This is a genomic window from Paracoccus sp. T5 (genome assembly GCF_048538155.2).
In the GTDB taxonomy this organism is placed as follows: Bacteria; Pseudomonadota; Alphaproteobacteria; order Rhodobacterales; family Rhodobacteraceae; genus Paracoccus.
Genome location: NZ_CM135809.1, coordinates 2,385,815 through 2,409,927 on the forward strand (window position 1 = coordinate 2,385,815; position 24,113 = coordinate 2,409,927).

General features: G+C 66.3%; 19 protein-coding genes and 1 tRNA gene. 10 read left to right on the forward strand and 10 right to left on the reverse strand.

Going from position 1 to position 24,113, the window contains the following annotated elements; all coding sequences use genetic code 11:
- Positions 1-100: 100 nt before the first annotated feature.
- The 4 genes from recG to sciP form a co-directional block, all read right to left on the reverse strand.
- Positions 101-2,197 (reverse strand): ATP-dependent DNA helicase RecG, encoded by a 2,097-nt coding sequence (gene recG / locus ACNR9W_RS11775; RefSeq protein WP_419271279.1) that lies wholly within the window; start codon positions 2,195-2,197, stop codon positions 101-103.
- On the reverse strand, positions 2,194-4,374 hold the full coding sequence (gene ligA / locus ACNR9W_RS11780; RefSeq protein WP_419271278.1) for an NAD-dependent DNA ligase LigA: 2,181 nt from the start codon (positions 4,372-4,374) through the stop codon (positions 2,194-2,196). The genes recG and ligA overlap by 4 nt, the downstream gene beginning before the upstream one ends.
- A 97-nt stretch (positions 4,375-4,471) precedes the next feature.
- Complete coding sequence (gene ctrA / locus ACNR9W_RS11785; protein WP_419271277.1) at positions 4,472-5,182, reverse strand: response regulator transcription factor CtrA; 711 nt, start codon at positions 5,180-5,182, stop codon at positions 4,472-4,474.
- Positions 5,183-5,276: 94 nt separating this feature from the next.
- A complete protein-coding gene (sciP, locus tag ACNR9W_RS11790) occupies positions 5,277-5,561 on the reverse strand; it encodes a CtrA inhibitor SciP (protein ID WP_419271276.1) in 285 nt (94 codons plus the stop codon).
- A 169-nt stretch (positions 5,562-5,730) separates the two neighbouring features.
- Between sciP and mnmA the strand changes: the two genes are divergently transcribed.
- Positions 5,731-6,903 (forward strand): tRNA 2-thiouridine(34) synthase MnmA, encoded by a 1,173-nt coding sequence (mnmA, locus tag ACNR9W_RS11795; RefSeq protein ID WP_419271275.1) that lies wholly within the window; start codon positions 5,731-5,733, stop codon positions 6,901-6,903.
- Here mnmA and ACNR9W_RS11800 read toward each other — a convergent pair.
- A complete protein-coding gene (locus tag ACNR9W_RS11800) occupies positions 6,875-7,285 on the reverse strand; it encodes a SufE family protein (protein WP_419271274.1) in 411 nt (136 codons plus the stop codon). The genes mnmA and ACNR9W_RS11800 overlap by 29 nt on opposite strands.
- A 115-nt stretch (positions 7,286-7,400) precedes the next feature.
- Here ACNR9W_RS11800 and ACNR9W_RS11805 point away from each other — a divergent pair, with 115 nt between their 5' ends.
- From ACNR9W_RS11805 to ACNR9W_RS11835, 7 genes are all read left to right on the forward strand, one after another.
- Positions 7,401-7,901, forward strand: a complete 501-nt coding sequence (locus ACNR9W_RS11805; protein ID WP_419271273.1) for a hypothetical protein — start codon at positions 7,401-7,403, stop codon at positions 7,899-7,901.
- Positions 7,902-7,944: 43 nt separating this feature from the next.
- Positions 7,945-8,034 (forward strand) — tRNA-Ser (locus ACNR9W_RS11810).
- A gap of 196 nt (positions 8,035-8,230) precedes the next feature.
- Positions 8,231-9,487: an SGNH/GDSL hydrolase family protein gene (locus tag ACNR9W_RS11815; protein WP_419271272.1), complete on the forward strand. Its 1,257-nt coding sequence runs from the start codon at positions 8,231-8,233 to the stop codon at positions 9,485-9,487.
- Between the two features lie 274 nt (positions 9,488-9,761).
- Entirely contained in the window at positions 9,762-11,021 is a 1,260-nt protein-coding gene (locus ACNR9W_RS11820; protein ID WP_419271271.1) for an imelysin family protein, read from the forward strand.
- A 33-nt stretch (positions 11,022-11,054) separates the two neighbouring features.
- The gene (locus ACNR9W_RS11825; protein WP_419271299.1) at positions 11,055-12,575 is read left to right on the forward strand and encodes a di-heme oxidoreductase family protein; all 1,521 of its coding nucleotides are present in this window, start codon (positions 11,055-11,057) and stop codon (positions 12,573-12,575) included.
- Positions 12,575-13,546, forward strand: coding sequence for an imelysin family protein (locus tag ACNR9W_RS11830; RefSeq protein ID WP_419271270.1), 972 nt, complete (start codon positions 12,575-12,577; stop codon positions 13,544-13,546). Before ACNR9W_RS11825 ends, ACNR9W_RS11830 begins: the two co-directional genes overlap by 1 nt.
- Positions 13,546-14,604, forward strand: a complete 1,059-nt coding sequence (locus tag ACNR9W_RS11835) for a DUF1513 domain-containing protein (protein ID WP_419271269.1) — start codon at positions 13,546-13,548, stop codon at positions 14,602-14,604. The genes ACNR9W_RS11830 and ACNR9W_RS11835 overlap by 1 nt, the downstream gene beginning before the upstream one ends.
- 259 nt (positions 14,605-14,863) lie before the next feature.
- On the opposite strand, the gene ACNR9W_RS11840 is transcribed toward ACNR9W_RS11835, so the two are convergent.
- The 3 genes from ACNR9W_RS11840 to ACNR9W_RS11850 are packed head-to-tail and all read right to left on the reverse strand — an operon-like array spanning position 14,864 to position 17,915.
- Positions 14,864-15,892 carry an HlyD family secretion protein gene (locus ACNR9W_RS11840; protein ID WP_419271268.1) on the reverse strand — a complete coding sequence of 343 codons (1,029 nt, stop codon included), beginning with the start codon at positions 15,890-15,892 and terminating at the stop codon, positions 14,864-14,866.
- Positions 15,889-17,493 carry an efflux MFS transporter permease gene (locus ACNR9W_RS11845; protein WP_419271267.1) on the reverse strand — a complete coding sequence of 535 codons (1,605 nt, stop codon included), beginning with the start codon at positions 17,491-17,493 and terminating at the stop codon, positions 15,889-15,891. The genes ACNR9W_RS11840 and ACNR9W_RS11845 overlap by 4 nt, the downstream gene beginning before the upstream one ends.
- Complete coding sequence (locus tag ACNR9W_RS11850; protein WP_419271266.1) at positions 17,490-17,915, reverse strand: MarR family winged helix-turn-helix transcriptional regulator; 426 nt, start codon at positions 17,913-17,915, stop codon at positions 17,490-17,492. Before ACNR9W_RS11850 ends, ACNR9W_RS11845 begins: the two co-directional genes overlap by 4 nt.
- 468 nt (positions 17,916-18,383) lie before the next feature.
- Here ACNR9W_RS11850 and ACNR9W_RS11855 point away from each other — a divergent pair, with 468 nt between their 5' ends.
- Positions 18,384-18,545 carry a hypothetical protein gene (locus ACNR9W_RS11855; protein WP_419271265.1) on the forward strand — a complete coding sequence of 54 codons (162 nt, stop codon included), beginning with the start codon at positions 18,384-18,386 and terminating at the stop codon, positions 18,543-18,545.
- Positions 18,546-18,608: 63 nt separating this feature from the next.
- Here the strand turns inward: ACNR9W_RS11855 and ACNR9W_RS11860 are convergent, their stop codons facing one another.
- Positions 18,609-20,531: a M10 family metallopeptidase C-terminal domain-containing protein gene (locus tag ACNR9W_RS11860; protein ID WP_419271264.1), complete on the reverse strand. Its 1,923-nt coding sequence runs from the start codon at positions 20,529-20,531 to the stop codon at positions 18,609-18,611.
- Positions 20,532-20,837: 306 nt separating this feature from the next.
- The gene (gene purU, locus ACNR9W_RS11865; RefSeq protein ID WP_419271263.1) at positions 20,838-21,722 is read right to left on the reverse strand and encodes a formyltetrahydrofolate deformylase; all 885 of its coding nucleotides are present in this window, start codon (positions 21,720-21,722) and stop codon (positions 20,838-20,840) included.
- A gap of 698 nt (positions 21,723-22,420) precedes the next feature.
- Between purU and ACNR9W_RS11870 the strand changes: the two genes are divergently transcribed.
- Positions 22,421-24,037: a BCCT family transporter gene (locus ACNR9W_RS11870; protein WP_419271298.1), complete on the forward strand. Its 1,617-nt coding sequence runs from the start codon at positions 22,421-22,423 to the stop codon at positions 24,035-24,037.
- The last annotated feature ends 76 nt before the right edge of the window (positions 24,038-24,113 follow it).

Sequence of the window (24,113 nt, forward strand, 5' to 3'; positions counted from 1 at the left end):
TGGATGAATTCGCGGGTCATGGGCAGCAACTCCTCTCTGTTGCCGCTTTGTTCTCACAATCCTTCGATTCGGTAAAGAACAATTTAAGAACATTTGGGTATTAGCCCACCTGGATCAGCCGAATCGCTTGGTCCTGCTGCATCAGCCACATCAGCAGGCGGACCATCCGGCCGCGCGGACTGTCCAGCGTCGGATCGCGCTCCAGCAGGTTGCGGGCGTCCTGCCGGGCCACCGACATCAGCCCGGCCTGGTGCTCCAGATCCGCGATGCGGAACCGCGGCAGGCCGGACTGTGCCATCCCGATGACATCGCCGGCGCCGCGCATCTCCAGGTCGACCTCGGCGATGCGGAACCCGTCCTCGGTGTCGCGCAAAGTGGTCAGGCGGCGCGCACCGGTTTCGTTCAGGGGCGGGTGATACATCAGCAGGCAGGTCGAGGCGCCCCGCCCCCGACCGACCCGTCCGCGCAACTGGTGCAACTGCGCCAGACCAAAGCTTTCCGCGCGTTCGATCACCATGATCGTGGCCTCCGGCACGTCGACACCGACCTCGATCACCGTCGTGGCCACCAGCAGCTGCGCCCGCCCGGCCGAGAAATCCGCCATCGCGGCATCACGCTGGTCGGGCGGCATCTGGCCATGCACCATCCGCACCCGTTCGCCGAACAGCGCGCGCAGATGGGTAAAACGCGCCTCGGCCGCGGTCAGGTCGGTCACCTCGCTCTCGTCGACCAGGGGGCAGACCCAATAGGCGCGCGCGCCCTGTTCCAGCGCGGCGCGCAGGCGGGCGGTCACCTGCTCCAGCCGCTCGTCGCTGATCATCACGGTGGTGATCGGCTGGCGGCCGGGCGGTTTTTCATCCAGCACCGACAGGTCCAGATCGCCATATTGCGACAGCGCCAGCGACCGGGGAATGGGCGTCGCCGTCATGATCAGCATGTCGGGCGGCACCTCGCCCTTGGCCGACAGCTCCAGCCGCTGCGCCACGCCAAAGCGGTGCTGTTCGTCGATGATGGCCAAGCGAAGATCGTGGAACTGCACGTCCTTCTGAAAGACCGCATGGGTCCCCACCAGGATGTCGATGCCGCCATCGGCCAGATCCGCCAGGATCTGGGCGCGCAGGTCGCGTTTGTCGCGGCCGGTCAGAGCGGCCAGCCGAACCCCGGCGGCGCGGGCCAGCGGTTCCAGTGCGCGGGCATGCTGGCGGGCCAGGATCTCGGTCGGGGCCATCAGGACCGCCTGCCCCCCCGCCTCGACCGCAACCAGCGCCGACAACATGGCCACCAGCGTCTTGCCCGCGCCCACATCGCCCTGCAGCAGCCGGTTCATGCGGCGGTCGCTGGCCATGTCGGCGGCGATCTCATCGACCGCGCGGGCCTGCGCACCCGTCGGCGGCCAGGGCAGGCTGTCCAGCACCATCCGGCGCAGCTGCCCATTACCGGGACTGGCGCGGCCCTTCAGGCGCCGCCTTTCCCGCCGCACCAGCGCCAGGGTCATCTGATGGGCCAGAAACTCGTCATAGGCGAGGCGCGCACGGGCCGGGCTGTCCGGCGACAGCGCCGCGGCCGAGGCCGGCGCATGGGCCTGCGCCAAGGCCTCTGCGAATGACGGCCAGCCGCGCGTCGCCTTCAGCTGCGGATCGATCCACTCCTCCATCTCGGGCAGGCGGTTCATGGCGGCATCCACGGCCTTTGACATCCCCTTCTGCGTCAGGCCGGCGGAGAGGGGATAGACCGGTTCAAAGGCCGGGGGCGGCGCCTCATCCTCGCGCAGGATGTGGTCGGGATGAACCATCTGCGCCAAGCCGTCGAACAGCTCCAGCTTGCCGCTGACGAGGCGGCGGCTGCCCTCCGGCAGTTGGCCCTCGATCCAGGCCTCGCGCGGGCGGAAGAAGACCAGCGTCAGGTCGCCCGCGCCGTCGGTGCAATGGACGCGCCAGGGCCGCCCGCGGACCTGCGGCGGGTGATGGCGCAGGACCGTGACGACCAGGGTCACGATCTCGGGCGCCCGGGCCTCGGCAATGCGGTCGAGGCGACGGCGGGTGATGCCGCTGGCGGGCAGTGTCAGGATCAGGTCGCGCGGCTTGTCGATGCCCATTTGTTCCAGCGCGGCGCGGCCCTTGGGGCCGATCCCGGGCAGGGTCTCGACGCCCGCGAACAGCGGAAACAGCGCCGGAGGGCGGCCCTTGGGCTGGGTCATCCCGCCCCCGCAATGCGCAGCCATTCATCCTCGTCGATCACCATCACCCCCAGTTCGGTGGCCTTGGTGGCCTTGGACCCCGCGCCCGGCCCGGCGATCAAGAGATCGGTCTTGGCGCTGACCGAGCCCGCGACTTTGGCGCCCATCGCCTCGGCCCGGGCCTTGGCTTCGGCGCGCGTCATGCGCTCCAGCGTGCCGGTAAAGACCAGCGTCTTGCCCGAGATCTCAGTCTGCCGCGCATGGGTGCTTTGGGCGGGCAGCACCGTCAGCTGCGCGACCAGCCGGTCGATCCCCTCCCGCTCGGCCGGCTGCACGAAGGTCGTGACCAGCGAATTGACCAGCACGCCGCCGACCCCGTCGATGCCGGTCAGACCCGCCCAGTTGGGGCTGTCAGAAAGGGTGGCCCGGCGGGCCTTGTCATCGGGCGCGGCAAAGGCGGGTTCCCGGGCGGCCCCGTCGATGGCCGCGACCAGTGCCTCCCAGGTTCCGAAATGGCGCGCCAGGGTGGCCGATGCCACTTCGCCCACATGGCGGATGCCCAGGGCAAAGATCAGCCGGGCCAGCGGAATGCGCCGCTTGTCCTCGATCGCCGCGAACAGCTTTTCGACCGAGCGTTCGCCGAACCCCTCGCGGTTCCTCAGGCGCGCCAGATTGCGACCGTCGCGGGCGGCCAGGGTGAAGATATCGGCCGGCTCGCGGATCGGCAGGACGGGATCGGCAAAGAACATCTCGATCTGCCTGGCGCCCAGCCCGTCGATGTCGAAGGCGGCGCGGCTGACGAAATGCTTCAGCTTTTCCACCGCCTGCGCCGGGCAGATCAGCCCGCCGGTGCAGCGGCGCACGGAGTCGCCCGGTTCGCGAATGGCCTCCGAGCCGCATTCGGGGCAGAGGGTCGGAAAGGCATAGGGCCGGCTGTCCTCCGGCCGACGCGACAGGTCCACATCAGCGATCTTGGGAATGACATCGCCCGCGCGATAGACCTTGACCCAGTCGCCCTCGCGGATGTCGCGCCCCTCGCGGATGAGGGCGCCGACATTGTCGCGCCCGGCGATGTAGTCCTCGTTGTGCAGCGTCGCGTTCGAGACGACGACCCCGCCCACGGTCACCGGCTCCAGCCGCGCGACCGGCGAAAGGGCGCCGGTGCGCCCCACCTGGATCTCGATCCGATCAAGCCGGGTCCAGGCGGTCTCGGCGGGAAACTTGTGCGCCAAGGCCCAACGCGGCGTGGTCGAGCGAAAGCCCAGACGCCCCTGATAAGCCAGGTCGTTGACCTTGTAGACGACGCCGTCGATGTCATAGCCCAAGGTCGCACGCTGCTGCTCGATCTCGGTCCAGACAGCGATCATCTCGGCCGTGTTGCGACAGAGGCGCGTCAGCGGATTGATCCGGAACCCCAGCGCCTGCAGCCGTTCGACCGCTTGCATCTGGGTAGGGGCCAGGGGCTGGGACAGCTCGCCCCAGCCATAGGCGAAGTAGCGCAGCGGCCGGCGGGCCGTCACGCCGGGGTCGATCTGGCGCAGCGACCCTGCCGCCGCATTGCGCGGATTGGCAAAGACCCGTCCCCCTTCCGCGGCATTCAGCGCCGCGAAATCCTGGTGGTCCATATAGACCTCGCCCCTGACCTCAAGGATCCGGGGAACATCGCCGGAGAGAGAATGGGGGATATCGGCGATCGTGCGGGCGTTGGCGGTGACATTCTCGCCCACCGTGCCGTCGCCCCGGGTGGCCGCCTGCACCAGCACCCCATCCTCGTAGCGCAGCGACAGCGACAACCCGTCGATCTTGGGTTCCGCCGTAACCTCCAGCACCGTGTCGGCCGGCAGGTTCAGAAAGCTGCGGACCCGCGCGGTGAAATCCTGCACATCCTCCTCGGTGAAGGCATTGCCAAGTGACATCATGCGCTGCGCATGGGTCACCTTGCCGAAACCCTCGGCCGGGGCGGCCCCGACCTGGGTGCTGGGACTGTCGGGCCGGGCCAAGTCCGGAAAGGCCGCCTCCAGCGCGATCAGCCGCGCCTTGATCGCATCATAATCGGCGTCCGAGATCTCGGGCGCGTCCTGCGTATGATAGGCTCGGTTCGCGCGGGCCACGCGGGCGGACAACTCTGCCATTTCGGCGGCTGCCTCATCGCGATCCAGCTTCTCGACCGGTTGTCCGTCGGACTGTGCCTGCGCCATCTTTGCCCTCTCTGCTTTCGACGGCCCGCTCGCGGGCCGCTGTCAGCTTCGGGTATCGCCCAAGGCCGCGCGATCGTCCAGAAGGCGCGATGGCAGATCAGGCGCCGATGGCCAGGCGCTCGTCATTGGCGGGGCCCGGCTCGCGCAGCACATAGCCGCGGCCCCAGACCGTCTCGATGTGATTCTCGCCGCCCAGCGCCTCGGACAGCTTCTTGCGCAGCTTGCAGATGAAGACGTCGATGATCTTCAGCTCCGGCTCGTCCATGCCGCCATAGAGGTGGTTCAGGAACATCTCCTTGGTCAGGGTGGTGCCCTTGCGCAGGCTCAGCAGTTCCAGGATCTGGTATTCCTTGCCGGTCAGGTTCACCGGCTTGCCGCGCACCTCGACCGAACGCGCGTCCAGGTTGACGACGATCTCGCCCGTTCGGATCAGGGCCTGGCTGTGGCCCTTGGACCGCCGGATGATTGCCTGGATGCGGGCCTGCAGCTCCTCGCGGTTGAAGGGCTTGGTCATGTAGTCGTCCGCGCCGAACCCGAAGCCGCGCAGCTTGCTTTCGGTGTCGTCCGATCCGGTCAGGATCAGGATGGGCGTGTCGATGCGGGCAAGCCGCAGGTGGCGCAGAACCTCCATCCCGTGCATGTCCGGCAGGTCGAGGTCCAGCAGGATCAGGTCATAGTCGTAGAGCTTGGCCAGATCGATCCCCTCCTCTCCCATGTCGGTTAGGAACACGTTGTAGCTGGCTGCGGTGAGCATCAGCTCGATCGCGCGGGCGGTGCTTGGGTCGTCTTCTACCAAGAGGATTCGCATGGCTAGGTCTATTCCCCCGATTCGCCGAATGTCATGTCGTGACCATCTCTCGAACAGGTTAATATGGTGTTACCTGCCTCTCCTCCGTTGTGGCCTAGTCAACTTGCGGTTGTCTATATTTTTGTAGTGCGCTGGCCTTCAAAGCCGCCATGCCGTGTCGCGCGACGGCATGGCACCAGCTGTCGAACTCCTCCTCCGACAGGCCGTATCGGCGCAGCGCATCCTCTCGCTTGATCAGCCCGTGCAGCACGGCCAGCACCACGGTCTGCTTGCGGCTGGCGACCCAGCGCGTGTCAGGGGCAGGCAGGTCCGCCACGCTGAGGATGCGGCCGCCGTCCAGGGTCACGATGCGCGGACCGAGGGATTTTTTCACGAACATTCCAGGCGTCCTTCGTTCAGGTTCTGCAAGTTCTGCGCGAAACCGCTTAAGCCACGGTTAGCCGGACCTGGATTCCGGCCTGCTGCGGGGTTGAGAATGGGCAGCATTTGCTTATATTTTGACGCAGTTCAGCTGCACCGGCCCCAGCCCCGAGGGCGAAAGATCATCCATGACCCTGCTTGCCCCCCATCGCGCCCCCGCGCGTGAGACCGACTTGAACAGCCTGGGCTTTGCCAAGCCGCCGGCGCAGACACGGGTGGTCGTGGCGATGTCGGGGGGCGTCGACAGTTCGGTGGTGGCAGCCAAGCTGAAGACCGAAGGTTATGACGTGATCGGGGTCACGCTGCAGCTTTACGACCACGGCGCGGCTCTGGCCAAGAAGGGTGCCTGCTGTGCGGGGCAGGACATCCACGACGCGCGTCGCGTGGCCGAGCGGATGGGCTTTCCCCATTACGTCTTGGATTACGAGAACAAGTTCCGGGAATCGGTGATCGACGAATTCGCCGATGCCTATCTGTCAGGCGCCACCCCGGTACCGTGCATCCGCTGCAATGAGCGCGTCAAGTTCCGCGACCTGCTGGAAACGGCGCGGGATCTGGATGCCGATTGCATGGCAACGGGGCATTACATCCAGCGCAAGGACGGCCCCCACCGGGCCGAGCTGCACATGGCGGCCGATCCGAACCGCGACCAGAGCTATTTCCTGTTCTCGACGACGCAGGAACAGCTGGATTACCTGCGCTTTCCCCTGGGCCATCTGGTCAGCAAGGCGGAAACGCGGGCGCTGGCGGCTGAATACGGGCTGGCGGTCGCGGACAAGCCCGACAGCCAGGACATCTGCTTTGTGCCCAACGGCGACTATGCTGCCGTGATCGAGAAGCTGCGCCCCGGCGCCGCCGACCCGGGAGAGATCGTGGACATGGACGGCAAGGTGCTGGGCACCCATCGCGGCGTCATCCACTACACGATCGGCCAGCGACGCGGGTTGGGCATCGGGGGCTTGGGCGATCCGCTTTACGTTGTCCGGCTGGAGCCCGAGACCCGCCGCGTGGTGGTGGGTCCCCGGGCCGCGCTGTCCACGGCCACGGTCAACGTGACCGAAGTGAACTGGCTGGGCGATCAGGCCTTCGAGGGCGAGATCGCCTGCTTGGTCCGCATCCGCTCCACCCGGCCGCCGCGTCCCGCGATCCTGCGCCCCCTGCCCGGCCGCCGCGCCGAGGTCGAGTTGCTGGACCCCGAAGACGGCGTCAGCGCCGGCCAGGCCTGCGTCTTTTATGCCGCCGAGGGCACGCGTGTGTTGGGCGGCGGCTGGATCAGCCTGCGTCGGCGGCCAGCTGCCTGATCCGCTGCACCATCGCGCGCAGGCCGTTCGACCGCTGCGCCGACAGGTGTTCGTCCAGGCCCAGGCGGGCCAGCGCGGCCTGCGCATCGATCGCCGCGACCTCTCCGGTCTGCACCCCTGAATACAGCGCGTGCAGCACCGCGATCAGGCCGCGCACGATCAGCGCGTCGCTGTCGCCCTGAAAGTCGAACCTGCCATCCTCGATCCGTGGCAGGATCCAGACCTGGCTGGCGCAGCCGTCGACCTTGGTGGCCGGCACCTGGAAAGCCGGGTCCAGCGGCGGCATGGCCTTGCCCAGTTCGATGACATGGCGGTAACGCTCTTCCCAGTCGTCGAGAAAGTCGAAGGTCTCGGCAATGTCTTCGAATGCGGGGGTCGCCATGGGTCTCTCCTGTGTCGGGGCAAAGGGGTAACGCGCCGGGGCGCCGAGGTCAAAGAGGCTTTTCCGCGCGGCCCCTTTCGCCTATCACCAAGGGGAAATGCCCGAGGATTGGACCATGACCCGACTGACCATGCCGCTGCTGATCGGCGCCCTGATCCTCTCCGGATGCGGCCGCATCGGGGACAGCGGCTGGAACCCGCTGCGCTGGCGCGGCGCGGCCGCCACACCCGAGACGCTGGCACCCGAGGGGGGCTATGATGTCAGGGCAGACGTCCGGCCCGGTGTGCCGCGGATCGTGGAGGCCAGCTGGGAGCCCCTGGCGGAAGGGCGGCTTCTGGTGGTGCGGGGCTTTGCGCCGACCAAGGGCTATCATTCGGCGGCTCTGGTGACGGCACGTTCGCAGCCGGTGGGGCGCCTTGGGCCGGACGCGGACGGTGTCCTGCGCCTGCGCTTCGTGGCCCTGCCCCCGCCCGCGGGCAGCCCGGCGTCGCGCCTGGCCGCAGATCCGCAGACCGACCAGATCGTGGTGGCCCTGCCCCTCAGCTTCCGCCAGCTGTCACGGATCGCCGGCGTCGAGATCAGTGGCGCAGGTGACGTCGTCACGCTCGGCCAGTAACCAGCTTGCACCACCGCCACAGCCGCGCTAATCCGCCTCTGTCGGAGGCGTGGCAGAGTGGTTGATTGCACCGGTCTTGAAAACCGACGTGGGTGAAAGCCTACCGTGGGTTCGAATCCCACCGCCTCCGCCACTTTCCTTCTTTAATACCTGCAGGCTGCTGTTCCCCTCCCCCGGTGAGGCAGGTGGACTTGCTTAAATCAGGCGCGGCTCGGGCGATGCCCCCTGCCCGCCGCTCGCTACTCTCATTGATGGATTTTAACCTTGTTTAGCTGGCCCACAGCCTGGTCCGCCTCCGCAATGAGGTCGCGACCATTGCAGCAGATGCAATGTCCAACAATGGTGCAAAGCAGGCCATAGGGCGACAGAACTGCGCCTTGTCCTGCTCTTCTTCTATTTTGCCAGTTCTGGCCGGCGACTGGGTGCCAAATGCCAAACTTAACCTCCGGAGAGCCGATCATCCGGCAGTTGTGGATTCACCAACCAGCCTTGAGATGAGGGGCGGGGTCTGCTTATGTCGGCAACAAAATCGTGGGAACTGCATTAACATGACCTCTAGCTCGTCGTCTCCGTCAATTGTTGTTTTGGGCGGCTCTAATTCCTTGCTTAACAAGGGTTGGACTGACCACCTCAAGGAAATCCATCCAGAGCCCGAGCAAGTCATCAATCTCAGTATCGGGGCGGCCACTACCGCGATGGCCCTATACAGGCTCTTGACGTGCGCCAACCTGCCGAAAGACCCCGTAATTGTCTGGGAATATGCCCTAAATGAATCCAACTACTTTTCACATAATGAATCAGCATCTGTACTGATAGAAAACCTGGAATGGCTTCTGGAAATATGTGTTCGCCGCAACTACCGCTTCATCCCTGTTATCATGTACAACAAGAAAGAAGCGATGAGCTTCGAGAGAAACCACTACCGAAAGCTGCTTGGGGAAACTCTGGCTAGCCATCGCCTGATTTCGATCGACCTCCAGGAATTGTGGCAAGAGCGTTTTGCCTCGCTGGACGTCAACAGCCTGTACAAAGATAATCCGCACTATTCGACGGAGACCGGCTTGCTTCAGGCTCTGGCCGAAACGGTACTAGAGCAAGCCGCTCTGGCACGCGTGCCGCAGAGAGACCCAGGACTGCAACAGCGTTTCATGAATCGCAGCCTTGAAATCCTTCGCCCCACAGAGGGAGTGGGCAAAAAATTTAAGAACCGGCTGATGGACTGTGAAATTTTTTCACTTGATACGGAGATGAATTTCAAGGCTTCGGGCCGCTTGCTCTCATGCTATCTCATCTCCACCAAGCTTGAACCGGCGATCTTCTTTCATACAAAAAACGCAAAGCGTGGGCCATATTCAACTCAGATCAGCCCGAAGGAGGGAGGCCCGGTCAAGCAACTGAAGCATCTCCTGCTTTGGTCGCCAGAGGAGCCACCGCTACAGGTGGAAAATGAACTCCGGCTTACACCTCTTCCTTTTTACGATAAAAAACCCGTGGTGCAGCACACGATGGCTTGGAACAAGCTTGATGCAAAAGAACCATCAGGCGAAGGCGGCCTGATCGGGGTTCTCATGGAAATAAGTCATTAGCCGGGGTTGGGGTCAGAGCGGATGGGCATCAAATGTTCGCGCTTCACCAGCACAACAATACGAGTGGCCTCGAACCTTTATTCCCCGCGCCGCGACAAACAGGAACGATCTCTCGGCAGCGCCAGTATCGTGATCCTGCCCACGCGGCCACTTCAAAGAAATTTCTGATGCAAATAATCAACTTTACTCGGCCATGAGGTGAGAGCTACATCAGAAGCCGACGCTGCCGAGACCCGTCCTCGCGGCGCCGAAGCTTCTACAGGGAACAGCCGTCATGAGATCCTGCCTTGCCACCTTCCTGCTTTCCTCTGCCCTGCTGTCGGCCCCTGCGCTTGCGACCGAGCCTGCCTTGGTCGTGTCGCACTATGCGGATTTGGCCGAGGCGGAATATGACGACAGCCTCAAGGCCGCCCAGGCGCTGCGTGTGGCTGTTCAGCAGCTGATCGATGCCCCGTCCGACACCAGTCTTGCCGCCGCGCGCCAGGCTTGGCTGGAGGCCCGCGTTCCTTATCAGCAGACCGAGGCATTCCGCTTTGGAAACCCCGTTGTCGATGACTGGGAAGGGCGCGTGAACGCATGGCCTTTGGACGAAGGTTGGATCGACTATGTCGCCCAAGGGTCCGCGCAGAACGAAGAAAACGGCCTCGCCACGCTGAACTTGATCGCCACCCCGCATTTCACCTTGTCGGGAACGGAGATCGACGCGACCGAGATCACACCCGCACTGATCGGTCAGGTCCTGCACGAGGCCGACGGGATCGAGGCGAATGTCGCATCGGGCTATCATGCCATCGAATTCCTTCTATGGGGGCAGGACCTGAACGGAACAGGCCCCGGCGCGGGGCAGCGTCCCCATACCGATTTCGTGCAGGGCGATGGCTGCACCGGTGGGAATTGCGACCGTCGCGCGGACTATCTGGTCAGCGCGACCGATCTGCTGATCACCGATCTTGAAGAAATGGTTGAAGCCTGGGGCGCGGAGGGCGCGGGGCGCCTGGCCGTCACGGCCGATCCGCAGGCGGGCCTGCTGGCCATGCTGACCGGCATGGGCAGCCTGTCCTATGGCGAGCAGGCGGGAGAGCGGATGAAGCTGGGCCTGATGCTGAACGACCCCGAGGAAGAGCATGATTGCTTTTCGGACAACACGCATAACAGCCACTACTACGACGGCCTGGGCATCCGGAACGTCTATCTGGGCGAATACACCCGGCTCGACGGCACCCGGATGACAGGACCGTCGCTGTCGGATCTGGTCGCTGCGGCGGACGCGGAGGTCGATGCCCGCCTGCGCGGCGAACTGGACCAGTCGGTCGCGCGTCTGGCGGAGATCAAGTCGGCGGCCGAGGGCGGGCTGGCCTATGACCAGATGCTGGCCCCCGGCCATGCCGAGGGAGAGGCGCTGATCATGGGCGCCGTCGATGCGCTGGTCACGCAAACCGCCTCGATCGAACGGGCGGTCGCAGCCTTGGGTCTGTCTGGCGTCGCCTTCGAGGGCTCCGACAGCCTGGACAGCCCGACATCCGTCTTCCAGTAAGGCCGCAGGCACATGGCGCTGCGTCATGATTGGATGGCCTTGGCGCTGGCGGCGCTTCTGGTTGCCCCGGCCCTGGGGCAGGTGCCGGACGCGGCCCCGCTTCTGGACGACCGGCACCTGGACGTTGTGGCGCGGACGCGCGCCGAAGCCGAACGCATCCGGGCGATCCTGGCGCCGCCCGCCCGCTTCGATGCGCCGGAGCCCTTCGAGGATCGTCCCGCAGGTGCCGCGACGGTGCGCGCCCGCGACACGGCAGATGCCTTCAGCCAGTCCTCTGCCAACATGCCCTTCGCGCATGAGATGGACTTCAAGCTGGGCAATGCGCTGTTTCGCAAGACCTGGGTGGCGTCGCCGGCCTCGACGCTGGCCTCGGACGGGCTGGGGCCCCTCTACAACGCGCGCGCCTGCCAGGACTGCCATGTAAAGGACGGGCGCGGGCATCCGCCATCGGGCGCGGATGATGCCCGCGTGTCGATGTTTCTGCGCCTGTCCGTTCCGGGTGGCCCGGCTCCGGCAGGGATCAGCGGCTGGCACGCGACCCGTCCCGACCCGGTCTATGGCGCGCAGTTGCAGGATTTCGCGACCTTCGGCCTGGCCCCCGAAGGGCAGATGCAGATCACCTGGACCGAGCGCCCGGTCCTGCTGGCCGACGGGACGGTAATTCGGCTGCGACAGCCCGATTACGCCATTGCCGATCCGGGCTATGGCCCGCTGTCGCCCCACCTGATGATGTCGCCCCGCGTCGCGCCGCAGATGATCGGCCTGGGACTTCTGGAGGCGATCCCGGCCGCCGACATTTTGGCGGCCGAGGATCCCGCCGATGCGGATGGCGACGGGATCTCGGGGCGCGCCCAGATCGTGATGTCGCGCGTCCATGGCGTGCCGATGCTGGGCCGCTTTGGGCACAAGGCTGGCAATGCGACGGTGCTGGAACAGTCGGCCGAGGCTTTTTCGGGCGACATGGGCCTCTCCACGCCCTTGCTTCCCTCGCCGCAGGGCGAATGCAGCCCGTCCCAGGCAGCCTGCCGCGACGCCCCGCATGGGCAGGAGCCCGGCATCCGCGACGGGCTGGAGGTCGATGCGCTCAGCCTGGACCTCGTGGCGCATTACGCCCGAAACCTGGGCGTGCCCGCGCGGCGGAACCTGGACGAGCCGCAGGTGCTGCGCGGCAAGGCGGTGTTTCACGACTTGGGCTGCGCTGACTGCCACCGTCCCAAATATGTGACGCATCGGCTGCACGACCAACCCGAGCAAAGCTTTCAGCTGATCTGGCCCTATACGGACCTGCTGCTGCACGACATGGGACCGGACCTGGCCGACAACCGCCCCGACGGTCGGGCCGACGGTCGCGAATGGCGCACGCCGCCCCTCTGGGGGATCGGCCTGACGCAGGCGGTCAGCGGGCACACCCAGTTCCTGCACGACGGCCGCGCCCGCAGCCTGCTGGAAGCCGTGCTGTGGCATGGAGGAGAGGCCGCGCCCGCCCGCGATGGCGTCGTGGCCCTGCCGGCCGATGACCGCGACGCCCTGATCGCCTTTCTGGAGAGTTTGTGATGCTGCGCCCTTTGATCCTGCTGATCGGGCTGGCGGGCGGGGCCGCGCAGGCGGACGTCGCCGCCGCCGTCCGTGACCACATCCTGCCCCGCCATGCCGACTTCGCGGCTGCCACCGCTGACCTTGCCCTCGTCACGCGCGACAGTTGCGCGCCGGATCGGGTCGGCCCGTCCTATCACGCCGCTTACGACGCCTGGATGGGGGTGCAGCATATCCGGCTTGGCCCGGCCGAGGCCGATGGCCGGGGATTGGCGATCGCCTTCTGGCCCGATCCCAAGGCAAGCGGACTGCGCGCGCAGCAGGCGCTGCTTGCCGCCGACGCTGCCACGCTGACCCCGGACAGCATGGCAGAGCAGTCGGTGGCGGCGCGTGGGCTGACCGGGCTGGAACGCCTGCTGTTTCCGGCAGAACCCTGGCCCGCCGACCCCTGCCCCCTGATCCGTGCCACTGCCGCGGACCTGGCGCGCATGGCCGCCGACCTGAACCGCGATTGGCGCGAGGATTTCGGCCCGCTGGTCCTGACGGCCGGAGAGCCCGGCAACACGCGATTCCTGACGGAGGCCGAGGCTCGGCAGGCCCTCTTTACCCAGATCGTCACCGGACTGGATTTCATCCGGGACCAGCGGCTTGGCAGGCCGCTTGGCAGCTTTGACAGCCCGGCCCCCGACCGTGCCGAAGCGCGGGCTTCGGGGCGCAGCCTGCGCAACATCGCGCTGTCGCTGGCCGCAATCCGTCAGATGGCCGCCGCACTGGTCCCCGAGGCGCCGCAGAGCCTGGCGGCGCTGGATCGTGCGTCGGACATGGCGCGGGACCTTGACGATCCGCTGCTGGCCGGGGTCGCCACGCCCCAGGGGCGCCTGCGGGTCGAGATCCTGCAGCAGGCGGTCGATGCCGCGCGCGTCGCGGTGGTCGAGGAGATGGGCCCTGCCCTTGGCGTGACCATGGGCTTCAACGCGATGGATGGCGACTGATGACGACGCGACGGATGGTCCTGGCCGGCCTGGCTGCCGCGGCTGTGCCGGTCCCGGGATGGGCCGATCTGGGCAGCCCGGCCTGCCTGGCGGCAGGCAAGGCCGGCGATGTCCATGTGCTGCATGGCCTTGCGGCCGACGGGCGCAGCCTGTTTGCCATCGACTTGCCCGGCCGGGGACATGCCGCCGCCGCCCATCCCCGCCTGCCGCTGGCCGTGGCCTTCGCGCGCCGTCCGGGTACCTTTGCAGTGGTGCTGGATTGCCGGACGGGTGCGGTCCGAGGCCATCTGACACCCCCGGAAGGGCGCCAGTTCAATGGCCACGGCGTGTTCTCCGCCGATGGCGGGACGCTGTTCACTTCCGAAGTCGTGTCCAAAACCTCGCAGGGGCGGATCGGGCTGTGGGAAACGGATCGCTTCACCCGCATCGACGAGTGGGCTTCGGGCGGCATCGGCCCCCACGACCTGAAGCGCCGACCCGACAACAGCATCGTGGTGGCAAACGGCGGCATCGCGACCGATCCCCAGGACCGGTCGAAGCTGAACATCGAGACCATGCGTCCGAACCTGACCCTGCTGTCGGCGGATGGGCAGGTGCTGGACCAGGTTGAGCTGCCGCCGGCGCTGCGGCAAAACTCGATCCGCCACCTGGCCCTCAGCGCGGAGGGTCTAGTCGCCTTTGCAATGCAATGGGAAGGGGCCCCGGCAGAGGCCGTTCCCCTGCTGGGCCTATGGCGCCCCGGCAGCCCGCCCATCCTCTGCACACCGCCCCTCCCCGAACTGTTGCGACTGCAGGGCTATGTCGGGTCGATCGCCATGGCAGCCAACGGCCTTGTTGCCGTGACCTCGCCGCGCGGAGGCGTGGTGATGATCCATGCGCCTGACGGGACGCATCTTGCCACCCACAGCCGGGCCGATGCCTGCGGCGTGGCGCCCCAGGGCGAGGGTTTCATCGTCAGCGATGGCAGCGGCGTCCTGTGGTCCTGCACCACGGCCCTTTTCCGTCCCCTGCGGACCGCCGGTCCGGCCTGGGACAACCACTTGGTCGCCCTGACCTGAGCCCCTGCGCCCTTTGGCCGGCGCGTCGGCGCCTCCGTTCCCGACAGACTGCGGGCACTGCCTCGGAAACGTTGCTCTTCAAGAGGCTCGATCTGACTGAATGCCGCGCGTCTGCGACAGGGGTCGGGATCAGTGTGGCCACCGCGATCGCGAATGGCGTAACGCGGATCTTCCGGCAGGTGCCGCCGCTGAGCGTCGCGGGTGCCTTGGCTTTTGGAGAGCAGGCCGGCCCGATCCACGGCAGGCGTGTTTCAGACCGTCAGGGCAGCGCCTGAACCACGGCCGACATGCCGGGACGCAGGCCATCGGCGCCGGGCTGATCGGGGTCGATGGTGATCCGGACCGGCAGGCGCTGGGCGATCTTGGTGAAGTTCCCCGAACTGGCGGTCGCGGACATCAGGCCGAATTCGGATGCGGTCGCCGGGGACAGGGCTGCGACATGTCCGGTGAAGCGTTCCCCGCCCAGCGCATCGACCGTAAACCCGATTCGTGTGCCGGGGACCAGGCCGGCGATGTTCGTCTCGCGGAAGCTGGCGATGATCCACAACTTCTGGCCGACATGAGAAACAAGGGCCGTTCCGGGCGTCACATATTGCCCGACATGGACCCCCAGCTGCCCCAGCCTGCCGTCCGCAGGCGCGCGGACGACGGTGTTGTCCAGATCGATCCGGGCCAGTTCGACCGCGGCCTCGGCGCCCTCGATCTCGGCGTGGCGGGCGTCCAGGGCGACCTCGGCAGAGCGGATGCTCTCGGTCTGGACCTCAAGCTGGGCCGCGGCCTGGATGCGGGCGGCCTCGGCCTGCTCCAGCGCCAGTTGCGCCTGGTCGGTCGCGGATTGCGAGGCGACACCGCGATCCAGCAACTGGCCCGCCCGATCCGCCTGCGAGCGGGTATTGGTCAGGGCCGATCCCGCCGCATCCAGCCCCGCCTGGCTGGCCCGGGCGGCGGCCTCGGCCGAATGGACGCTCTGCTCGGCCACCTTCAGGGCTGCCCGGGCGCCTGCCAGCTGCGCCTCGGCCTGGGCCAGCCTCTGCCGGGGGATGCGGTCGTCGATCCGCGCGATCACGTCGCCCGCTTCGATGTCCTGGTAATCCTGCACCTCGACCGCTGTGACGTAGCCGGCGACCTGGGGGGCGATCTGCGTCACCTCGGCACGAAGATAGGCATTCTCGGTCCGCGGGGTTGCTGGAGCAAAGGGCGGCAGGTGCCAGGCGAACAGCAGCAGCAGGACGCCGGCGGCGCCCAGGATCAGGGCGATGACGGTCGGCAGAAGGGCGGTCTTTTTCATGGGTCGGTTTCCATCAGCTTGAGAGCCATACGGTCGCGCAGCAGGTGCAGCACCAGCGCCGCGGCCGCGATCAGCGCGGCCCATCCCGTCAGCGCATAGGCATCGGCATAGGCCTGGGTCCACGCCTGCAGGCTGGCCTGCTGCGCCAGCTCGGTCGCGGCCTGCATGCGGCGGAGGGCCGTGTCGGGCAAGGTGCCGGCCAGCCCGGCCATCCGGCGTGCCAGGGCCTGCACCGTCGCCGGGTCGGTCGGTGTCACCTGCGCAGCAAGCTCCTGCAGGTGCAGCGCCTGCCGGTGCGTGGTGAAGGTGGTGAAGAGGCTTGAACCCAGCACGCCGCCAAGGCTCTGGGTCGAGATGAAGACGATGACAAAGGACAGGATGTACTGCGGCCCCTTGGACAGCGCCGAGATCAGCCCGGCCATCATCGCGGGCGGCATGAACAGCATTCCCGCAAAGCCCACCAAGGCCTGCGTCGCGATCATCTGCGCTGGCCGCCAGTCGGGCGTCACCTGCGCATCCAGAAAGGCGGCGCCCGCGATGATCAGCAGCGCCACGAGGTGAAAGGCCGCGACGCGCTGCGGGCGCATCCAGGCGATGCAGGCCAGCGCCCCCATCACCCCGGCCAGCGAGATGACCGCGAACAGCGCGACCATCTGATCCGAGCCCATGCCCAGCACCTGGAACATCCGCGGGGCACCGGCCGACTGTTCGGACAGGATCAGGCGGAACAGCAGCAGCGTGCCCGTCAGGTGCAGGATCGCGGGGCTGGCCAGCCAGCGGATGTCCAGCAGCGGCGCGCTGCGGTTCAGTTCGACCGCGACGGCGAGGGTCAGCGACAGGACGGCTGCCGCCAGCAGGACGCCGATCCAGGAAACATCCGTCCAGTTGTAGATCGGCCCCATCACGAAACCGATGATCAGCCCGCCGAAACCCAGGCCGATCAGCATGAAGCTGAGAAAGTCCAAGGGCTCGATGACCTTCTGGCGCGGGATTGGCCGCAGCGGCAGGGCCAGGACAAGCATCAGCGATACCAGCGCCATGCCCAGCCCGGCCATGTGGACGTTCGCCATGCCGCCATCGCCGATCAGCGACGGCCCGATCACGCGCGCCAGTGACGGGCCGGTCATCAGCACCACCATGGCCAGCGGCAGGCCCAGCACCATCTTGGCCTGCGGCGACAGGGGATCAAGCATGTAGAGGAAGGCGAGGGTCGACAGGGGCGCGGCCGCAGCCCCCGCCAGCGCCTGCAGGACCAGCGCCGACCGGAAGTCGCTGACCCAGATCGAGGCCAAGGCGACCGCCGCATAGATGACGACGCCAATCTCGGCAAAGCGGCGCAGGCCGAACTGGGTGCGGATCTTGATCAGCAGGACAGGCAATGCCGCGCGCGGGATCATGTAGACCGCCAGCAGCCAGGCCGCCGAGGTCGTGGTGATCCCCAGATCGCCCGCCAACTGCGGCAGGCTGGTCGACACGAACCCCTGCTGCAGGCCCTGTGACAGTCCGATCACCGTCGCTGCCGCCATGAAGGCCAGTGCGCGCCCCGCCGGCAGGGGCGGATGCGGCACGGGGGCCGCGGCAGGTGCCGCGGGCGCGCTCATGACTTGTCCATCCGCTTGAGGTTCTGGGTGATGCGCGTCAGCACCTCGGCTGCCTTGGCAAGGTCCTCGGGCGGGATGCCTGCCAGCACCTCGCGCCGCAGACGGCCGGTGAATTCGACGATGGCGCTGTCCCGGCCGCGGGCGGTCAGGACCAGCGCGTTCTTGCGCCCGTCGCCATCCAGCGGCTCCCGCGCGACGAAACCGTCGGCGACGAGCGCGTCGATCTGGCGCTTCAGGGTGGGCGCCTCGATCGCCAGCTCCGCCGCCAGTTCGGTCTGGGTGACACCATCGTGCCGCGCCAGCGCCGTCAGCGTCCGCGCCCGCGACAGCGTCAGGCCATGGTCCCGGGCACGCCGGTCATAGGTGCGCCGCAGGGTGCGGATGACCTGCAGCAGGATGTCGATGAACGGCGCGTCACGCAAAACCTGGCCTCCAATGCTCTTGGTTAGCTAGCTAAGTATCCGGCCATATGGGGTCAACGGGCGCCGCAGCAGTTTTTTGCACGTTGTGCATATAACCAGAAGCCTGCTGATGGCATGAGGGAGTCCCAGTCCATCCGGTTTTGCTTAAAACCGTTCGTAACAAAGGTGACATCCTCGCCAACTTGCTCCGACGCCATGAGCTGGTGGGACCTTCGGTCAGCCTAGGTAATGTTGAGACGGCCGAACCTTGCGGTGTCGCACAGGCAATACCTGTGACCGCCCTCGACCATTCCCTATTAAAGATGTGCCTGCACCAAAGGCGACGCAGAACAGTACAGACCTCGGAATAGGTCGTGACCGAAACGGCGTCGAGTTGCCGGAGGCTGATTTGGTTGGCTATATGGCAGCCGGCACATGCAGGTGGGCTCTACGTCTACCATTACTTCGTCCCGCCGGCGCTTTATGAGCATGTCCCGGCAATTCCTCCACCTCAGCGAAGGTCCCGCAAAGCTGCTGCGCAGCCTGATCTGGATCCTGATCTCCTTCGTGCTGGCCGAGATGTCCTGGCGCCTGATCGAAAGCCCAGCGATGCGCCGCCGCCGCCAGCCCGCCGCAGCGACGCCGGCCTGAGGGGCGGCCGGCCCGTGTCGCCCGTTGTGGACCACGGGACGCCGCGCCGGCCCGATCCTTGCGTCAGAGGAGAAAGTCGTTCGCCGTCAGCGAGGACACCCCGACCAGCCGGATTTCCAGATCCGCCAGGCCATCGCCCGTGACATCCGCCCGGACGATCACGTCCCGGTCGCTGCGCGCATACCAGACGCCGTGGGACGACGCGGTGGTGCCGGTAAAGGAGAAGGCATCATCAGCCTGGGACAGGGGTCGTGCATCGATGCCGCTGAGTTTGATAACGTCCGTCCCCGACACAAAATCATGGATCATGTCCCGATTGCTGCCCGCGGCCGAATCGGAGATTCGGTTGAAGACAAAGACGTCTGCGCTCCGGTCCAGGCCCCCATGCATCACGTCGCGTCCGGCACCGCCGTAAAGCGTGTCCGCCCCGCCGCCGCCCAGCAGCGTGTCGGCGCCCCTGTTGCCGCGCAGCAGGTTGTCCTGGCCATTGCCGGACAGCCAGTCGTCGCCCCTTCCGCCCAGCACATTCTCGATGTCGCGGATAACGTCATTGCCGTAACCGGTCTGCTGCGCCGTCTGGATCGACAGGTCAACCCTTGCGCCGATGGAGCCCGACACGATCAGCCGGTCAACGCCTGCGCCCCCGTCGATGATGTCGTCGCCCTCCTCGAGGTAGAGGCTGTCGTTCCCGTCGCCACCCAGCAACTGGTCCGCCCCCGCCCCGCCAAAGAGCTGGTCGGCGCCCGCGCCGCCGACCAGGGTGTCGGACCCATTCCCCCCATAAAGCGTGTCCCTGCCGGCCCGACCGTCCAGCAGGTCACTGCCGTCGCCGCCGGCCAGGATGTTCGCCGCATCATTGCCGAACAGCCGGTCATGGCCCAGGCCGCCGATCGCATGTTCGATCTCGACCAGCACATCATTGCCATAGCCGGTGTTCTGCGCCCTGGTCAGGGCCAGGTCGATCTCGGCCGCCACGGCGCCCAGAACCACCACGGTGTCGCTGCCCGGACCGCCATCCAGCCGGTCATCCCCCTCGTCCATGTGCAACTGGTCATTGCCGCTGCCGCCGAACAGCTGATCGTGCCCGGCGCCGCCGAACAGGCGATCGTCGCCCGCGCTGCCATGCAGCGTGTCGTTGCCCGCATGGCCCTGGATGGTGTCGTTGCCGTCCCCGCCGTCGATCTCGTCGTCGCGGTCGGTGCCGTCGATCAAATTGCCTAAGGCGTCGCCATAGGTGACCTGCCCCAGCGTCAGGTTGTCCAGGTCGCCGGGCCGTACCTCGACATCGCCCACGCGCGCCACCAGGGGTCGACCGGGATCCTGCCACTTGCCAGCCCAGGCCTCCTGCGCAGGCGCGACGGCCCAGAGGTCGACATAGCTGGACAGCTGGCCCGTGTACCAGACGTTGCCCGGCATGTCGGCCGCACCATAGCGTCCGACCACCTGGCCGTCGATGATGAAGACGGCCTCGGTCTCGCTGATGGTCATCTCATAGCTGTGCATGCCCTTTGCGGCATCGAAGCCCAGGTCCACGATGATCGGCTGGCCGTTGTTGGTCAGGGTGATGTGCCGGCCATTGGCGTCCTGCATATGGATGCACAGTTGCACCTTGGTCGTGTCGCCGCCCACGAATTCGAAATCGAACTCCAAGGTCGGGTCGTTCTTCCAGTCCGACTTGTAGAGGAACATGCCGAAAACCGCGCCGGGCACCATCTCGGGCACCTGCGCCTGCCAGGTCCAGGTGCCGGTGGTGGCCTTGGCCATCGACTGGATCTCGGCCCCCTGCACGGGCCGGGCCGATCCCGCGGGCGCCCTGTCCAGCACGAACTCGATGGCGCCGTCGGCGGCCTTGCGCACGTTCTGGCTGGCCCATTTGGTGATGCTGGATTGGCCGGCATTCCAGTCCGAGATGATCCAGCTGTCCGACGTGAGCCTTTGCCCGAGTTGCGCCAGGTGAACCGATTGCGCGTCATAGGTGATTGGCATGCCCGCTCCTGAATAGAAAGTTATTGAAGGACCGCCACCCTGCCGAAGCAGTCCCCGGCGGCGTCCGCACAACCTAAAGGAGAAATTGCTACAAAAGCCTTTTAAGCGGTGGATGTCCGGCCTGGCTACTATTCACAAGGATATGATGGATAGAATATGACTCTCCTTGAGGATGAGTTGCGGCGGGATCCTGCCTGCGCATGCAAAAGGCCCGCTGTCGCATGGACAGCGGGCCCTTCATGTCATCAGGGGCGGATGTTCGTCCCCTTCGGGTTCGGGACCTGCCCGACCCCGTCTTTTCAGTCCTCAGCCCATCCGCTCGGAGGCGTATTCGTTGGGGCTGGCCGGGAAAACGACGGTCTTGTCGCCGCTGATGAAGACGCGGCGGTGGATATGGGCGTGGATCGCGCGGGCCAGCACCTGGCTCTCGACGTCGCGGCCAAGACTGACGTAATCCGACGCGCTCTGGGCGTGGGTCACGCGAACGATGTCCTGCTCGATGATCGGGCCCTCGTCCAGGTCGGCGGTGACGTAGTGGCTGGTGGCGCCGATCAGCTTCACGCCGCGCTCATAAGCCTGCTTGTAGGGGTTCGCGCCCTTGAAGCTGGGCAGGAACGAATGGTGGATGTTGATGATGCAGCCCGACATCTTCTGGCAGATCTCATCGGACAGGATCTGCATGTAGCGCGCCAGCACCACAAGGTCCGCGCCGCTTTCCTGCACGACGCGCATCTGCTGCGCCTCAGCCTCGGGTTTGTTGGCCTTGGTCACCTTGATGTAGTGGAACGGAAGATCGTGGTTCACGACGACCTTCTGGTAATCCATGTGGTTCGAGATGACGGCGACGATGTCGATGGGCAGCGCGCCGATCCGCCAGCGATACAGAAGGTCGTTCAGGCAGTGCCCGAAATGGGACACCATGATCACGACCTTCATCTTCTGGCAGGGGTCATGGAAGGCATAGTCCATGCCGAAGGTCTGGGCATGGGCGGCGAATTCCTCGCTCAGGTCCTCGCGCGACTTGCCCTGTTCGGACATGAAGCTGAGGCGCATGAAGAAGCGGTCGTTCTCGAGGTCGGTGAACTGCGAGCTGTCGTGGATGTTGCAGCCGCGCTCGGCGAGGAAGGTCGAGATCGCCGCGACGATGCCGGTCCGGACGGGGCAGGAGACGGTAAGGATGATCTGGGGCATGGATTCTTGGCACCTTTCCAAGGGCTCGGCATGAGGGCAGGCCGCTGCCGACGCTGCCGAATGTTGTGACGGGGTCCTGCTGCCGCTTCGAGGCGCGCGCGGGCACAAGGTGACGCGGGCGCAGGCCGGATGAGGGCCGAAATCGGCGGGATTGCGGGTGCGACGCCCGGTCGGGCGACGCTCTGGATGTCGTCCCGGGCAGTTAGCCCCAAGCGCCAATCGGTCGCATGAATGTTCGCGACATTCCGATAGGAGATGTGCGCCCGGCCCCTGTCCGCCTCCGGAAGTTGCCCTGCGCGTCAATCTGTCACGCTGCTGCGGCGTCACACAGGAGTCATGAGGAAGGGGTAGAGAACCGCTGACCCTGCTGCGCGGGTTCCCCGCTGCGCCATTTCGTCGCGATGCTCCTGCGACTGCGTCGCACTCGTCCTGCCCAACCGGCCGCGATCCGGGAATAACCGCAGGACTGAAAAGTTCGCCAGTCTCCAAAGCCCAGCTCAGCCGCCCCTGCAGAAGCATAGCGACACGACCTCGCAGCACCGCATGCGCCCAGGCACCCCCGGCGGGTCGCAGGGATCGCGCGGCTGCTGCCGCTGCACCACGACAAGACGGAACACGCATGGCTGGACCAACCTCGGCAGGCGGACGCCAACTCAGGAGGAGAGATCTTGACCTACAATCCGAAGGCGGGCAGTGCCATGCACCAGCCCGGTAGCCCCTCGACCAACGGTGTCATCGACACCGATTACCAGGTCGGCCGCGACAACATCGCGGGAACGGTGGGCCCGTTCGATTACAACATCCACAACCCGGTCTTCGCGATCTCGGCCATCAGCGTGATCGCCTTCGTGATCTTCGCCATCGCCATGCCCGAGACCTCGGGCGCGATGTTCTCGACCCTGTTCAACGAGGTCACGCAGGGCTTCGACTGGTTCTTCATCGGTGCCGCCGACATCTTCGTGATCCTGTGCCTGGTGCTGATCCTCAGCCCCTATGGCAAGGTGCGCCTTGGCGGACGCGACGCGGTTCCCGACTTCAGCTATCTCAGCTGGTTCGCGATGCTGTTCGCGGCAGGCATGGGCATCGGCCTGATGTTCTACGGCGTGTCCGAGCCGCTCAGCCACTTCTCGTCCTCTCTGGGCGGAACGGCTGTCGGGGCGGATGGCGTCCGCACGGACTGGGCCCCGCTGGGTGGCGGCGCTACCCAGGCCGAGGCGATCCGGGTCGGCATGGCCGCCACGATCTTCCACTGGGCGCTGCACCCCTGGGCCATCTACGCGGTGGTGGGCCTCAGCCTGGCGCTGTTCAGCTACAACAAGGGCCTGCCGCTGACCATGCGCTCGGCCTTCTACCCGATCTTCGGCGAGCGCGTCTGGGGCTGGCCTGGCCACATCATCGACATCCTGGCGGTCTTTGCCACGCTGTTCGGTCTGGCCACCTCCCTGGGTCTGGGTTCGGTGCAGGCCAATGCCGGCTTCAACCATCTGTTCGGCATGCCGATCAACGAAACCTCGCAGATCATCCTGATCATCGGCATCACCGCCATTGCGCTCTTCTCGGTCATCCGCGGCCTCGAGGCCGGGGTGAAGCTGATGTCGCAGATCAACATGGGCCTGGCCTTCGGCCTGCTGGCCTTCGTGCTCTTCGCGGGGCCGACGCTGCTGCTGCTGACCGACATGGGCGACTTCCTGCTGGCCTATCTGCAGTACCTGCCGGCGCTGTCGAATCCGGTCGGGCGTGACGACGTGAACTTCATGCAGGGCTGGACCTCGTTCTACTGGGCCTGGTGGATCAGCTGGTCGCCCTTCGTCGGCATGTTCATCGCCCGCGTCTCGCGCGGCCGGACGGTGCGCGAGTTCCTGATCAGCGTCCTGCTGATCCCGTCGCTGGTCTGCGTGGTGTGGATGTCGATCTTCGGCGGTGAGGCGATCAGCCAGGTCGTCCGTCAGGGCTATACCGCCGTCAGCGAGGCCGATCTGCCGCTGCAGCTGTTCACCATGCTGGAGAACCTGCCGCTGTCGGGCATCACCTCGTTCGTCGGCATCATCCTGGTGATCGTGTTCTTCGTCACGTCGTCGGACTCGGGTTCGCTGGTGATCGACACGATCACAGCAGGCGGCAAGGTCGATGCGCCGATGCCGCAGCGGGTCTTCTGGTGCGTCTTCGAAGCCATCGTCGCGATCGTCCTGCTGCTGTCGGTGGGCGGGCTGAAGTCGCTGCAGTCCATGGTCATCTCGACCGGCCTGCCCTTCACGGCCCTGCTGCTGATCATGTGCGTGTCGGTCTGGCGGGGCCTGGCCAGCGAGCCGCGCTGATCCCGCGGCGCCCCGGCGCCGCACCCAAAAATTCGAACCCCCGCGGGACGCAGGTCCCGCGGGGGTTTTTCATTCG

Excerpts from the sequence above, each read along its gene's own strand:
- ACNR9W_RS11825 (WP_419271299.1), top strand. The coding sequence starts at position 11,055 with ATGGCCTTGGCGCTGGCGGCGCTTCTGGTTGCCCCGGCCCTGGGGCAG.
- recG (WP_419271279.1), bottom strand. The coding sequence starts at position 2,197 with ATGACCCAGCCCAAGGGCCGCCCTCCGGCGCTGTTTCCGCTGTTCGCG.
- ACNR9W_RS11835 (WP_419271269.1), top strand. The coding sequence starts at position 13,546 with ATGACGACGCGACGGATGGTCCTGGCCGGCCTGGCTGCCGCGGCTGTG.
- sciP (WP_419271276.1), bottom strand. The coding sequence starts at position 5,561 with ATGTTCGTGAAAAAATCCCTCGGTCCGCGCATCGTGACCCTGGACGGC.
- ctrA (WP_419271277.1), bottom strand. The coding sequence starts at position 5,182 with ATGCGAATCCTCTTGGTAGAAGACGACCCAAGCACCGCCCGCGCGATC.
- ACNR9W_RS11815 (WP_419271272.1), top strand. The coding sequence starts at position 8,231 with ATGTCCAACAATGGTGCAAAGCAGGCCATAGGGCGACAGAACTGCGCC.
- ACNR9W_RS11855 (WP_419271265.1), top strand. The coding sequence starts at position 18,384 with ATGTCCCGGCAATTCCTCCACCTCAGCGAAGGTCCCGCAAAGCTGCTG.
- ACNR9W_RS11840 (WP_419271268.1), bottom strand. The coding sequence starts at position 15,892 with ATGAAAAAGACCGCCCTTCTGCCGACCGTCATCGCCCTGATCCTGGGC.
- ACNR9W_RS11845 (WP_419271267.1), bottom strand. The coding sequence starts at position 17,493 with ATGAGCGCGCCCGCGGCACCTGCCGCGGCCCCCGTGCCGCATCCGCCC.
- ACNR9W_RS11805 (WP_419271273.1), top strand. The coding sequence starts at position 7,401 with ATGACCCGACTGACCATGCCGCTGCTGATCGGCGCCCTGATCCTCTCC.
- ACNR9W_RS11870 (WP_419271298.1), top strand. The coding sequence starts at position 22,421 with ATGCACCAGCCCGGTAGCCCCTCGACCAACGGTGTCATCGACACCGAT.
- ACNR9W_RS11860 (WP_419271264.1), bottom strand. The coding sequence starts at position 20,531 with ATGCCAATCACCTATGACGCGCAATCGGTTCACCTGGCGCAACTCGGG.
- ACNR9W_RS11830 (WP_419271270.1), top strand. The coding sequence starts at position 12,575 with ATGCTGCGCCCTTTGATCCTGCTGATCGGGCTGGCGGGCGGGGCCGCG.
- ACNR9W_RS11800 (WP_419271274.1), bottom strand. The coding sequence starts at position 7,285 with ATGGCGACCCCCGCATTCGAAGACATTGCCGAGACCTTCGACTTTCTC.
- purU (WP_419271263.1), bottom strand. The coding sequence starts at position 21,722 with ATGCCCCAGATCATCCTTACCGTCTCCTGCCCCGTCCGGACCGGCATC.
- mnmA (WP_419271275.1), top strand. The coding sequence starts at position 5,731 with ATGACCCTGCTTGCCCCCCATCGCGCCCCCGCGCGTGAGACCGACTTG.
- ACNR9W_RS11820 (WP_419271271.1), top strand. The coding sequence starts at position 9,762 with ATGAGATCCTGCCTTGCCACCTTCCTGCTTTCCTCTGCCCTGCTGTCG.
- ligA (WP_419271278.1), bottom strand. The coding sequence starts at position 4,374 with ATGGCGCAGGCACAGTCCGACGGACAACCGGTCGAGAAGCTGGATCGC.